Genomic DNA, 1,951 nt, shown 5'->3' with positions numbered 1-1,951 from the left:
CGGCGACGATCCGGCCCAGCTCGGCGAAGGCCCCGGACGGGGTGTTGAACAGGGCATGGTGGGTGCGGGTGCTGACCGGGCTGGCGAAGGTCATGGCCCGGGCGTGCGCCAGCCGCTGTTCCAGCTCCTCCCAGAGACTGGCCCGTTCGTGCTCCCGGCGCGAGCCGTCCAGGCTCACCCGGATGAGCTCCAGCGGCATCGGGAGGTACGCCGCCTGCCAGTAGGCGTCGACCCGTTCCGCGAACTCCCGCCATGGCGTGTCCAGTTGGCGCCGTACGACCTCCAGCACCTCGTGGCCGGAGGGGTCTCCCGTGAGCAGCAGCAGGGAGCACGCCCCGAGCGTCGCCACCACCCGCTCCCCGGCGGAGAGCCCCTCCTCGAGGACGAGTTCCTCGAGGACCGCGGCCACCGCCCCGGGGTGGTGCGCGGCGCGGGCGGCGCCCAGCACCGCCGTACGGGCCCGGGGCCGGAAGCCGGCGTCGTGGAGGCCGAGGCGGAGCACCGCGGCCTCCACGAACTGCCCGGTCTTCCAGCAGTGCCGTATGAGCCACCGCTGCCAGCGCCCCGCCCGGCCGTCTTGCCCGCCGTCCCGGTGATCGGCCAGGCAGCGGGCGGCGACCACCGCGACCAGGTCCTCGGGGCCCGGCCCGCCGAGCAGCTCCAGCAGTTGCCAGGGATCCTCCGCGGCGCCCAGCACCTGGGCCACCAGCCGCGGGTCGGCGGCGCCCTGCTCCGCGTAGGCGTGCAGCAGCCGCTGGGCCGAGGCGTGAGCGGCCCCGGTCGGCGGCAGGGCCGCGGTGGCATCCGGCCCGGTGTCCGGCGCGGCAGGCATCCCGGCGGCGCCCGCCGCCCGGGCCACCGCGTCCGCGGCGGCGGCCCCGCTGACCCGGACGCTCAGCTCCGAGGCCAGCCGGTGACGCCCGTAACGGCCGTCGAACGCGAGGTAGTTGAAGCTGCCAACGACGGCCTCGTCGTCCCAGACCAGCAGCGCCGCCCGGTTGGCGCCCTCCACCAGGCGCAGCCGGCCGGGGAAGTCGGCCAGCAGATCCTGCAGCCGCTGTCGGGCCTCGCCGTACTGACGGCGGTCGCCCACCGGGTGGGTGGCGTCCGGCAGAACCAGGGTGACCTCGACACCCTCCCCCAGCCGGGCGCGCAGGGCGCCCACCAGCCCGGTGTCGACGATCTCGGCGGCCAGGCCGTCGGAGGCGATCACCAGCCTGCGGCGTGCCCGGCTCAGGGCGATCCGGAACAGGGTGCGGTGCGTCGCGTCCGTCACCAGACGGGCGGCGGGCAGCTGACGGGCCGCCAGTCGGGCCTGCACCAGCCGCAGGTACCCGGTCCAGCCGCTGACCCACAGCTCCAGCGCCGACGCCTCGACACTCGGGTCCTCGGCCGGCGCCTCCACTGCCGGCTCCGGCAACTCTTCACGCTTACGAGCCGGTTCCCGCGCCGGTGCCCCCGCCATCCGGGAGTCCGTGGTCCGGAAGTCCGCGGCCCGTACCCGGAGCAGCCGACTGTGCTCGTACGACGGCACCGAGGCCCGTACCCAGTCCAACAGCTCCGTGATCACCGGGCTGTCGTCGCCGGGCTGTTCCAGCAGCAGCCCGACGGAGGAGCGCTCCCCGGCGCCCGACAGCGGGGCCGCGCTGGTGACCAGGGCCGTCGTGTGGTCGGTGACCACCAGCTTGGCGTGCGTCCGGGTGCTGGTCACCGGCAGCACCACCTGGGTCGCGCCGGCTTTCCCACCCAGCCGCTGCAGGTCCTCCAGGGCGTTGCGGGTCCGGTCGTCGAACTCCTCGTCCCGGTCCCGGTCGGCCGCCCCCCACAGCAGGACCAGCCGTACGTCACGACGCACCGCGTCCTCGAGCGCCGGGAGGTGCCGGCGCAGCGTCTGGTAGTGGATCCGCGGACTGCAGATCACCAGCTGGCCGGTGGCCTGTGCGATCAGCTG

Annotated in this window: 1 protein-coding gene; it reads right to left on the bottom strand. The window is 75.3% G+C overall.

Annotated elements, in window-relative coordinates; translation table 11 throughout:
- On the bottom strand, positions 1–1,951 hold a 1,951-nt coding region (locus HW130_RS35150), incomplete at both ends, for a hypothetical protein (RefSeq protein WP_218184334.1).

Origin of the sequence: Streptomyces sp. PKU-EA00015, from assembly GCF_013387495.1 — a bacterium.
In the GTDB taxonomy this organism is placed as follows: domain Bacteria; phylum Actinomycetota; class Actinomycetes; order Streptomycetales; family Streptomycetaceae; genus Streptomyces.
Note: the sequence above shows the minus strand (reverse complement) of the source record. Positions and strands in the feature narration are given on the sequence as shown.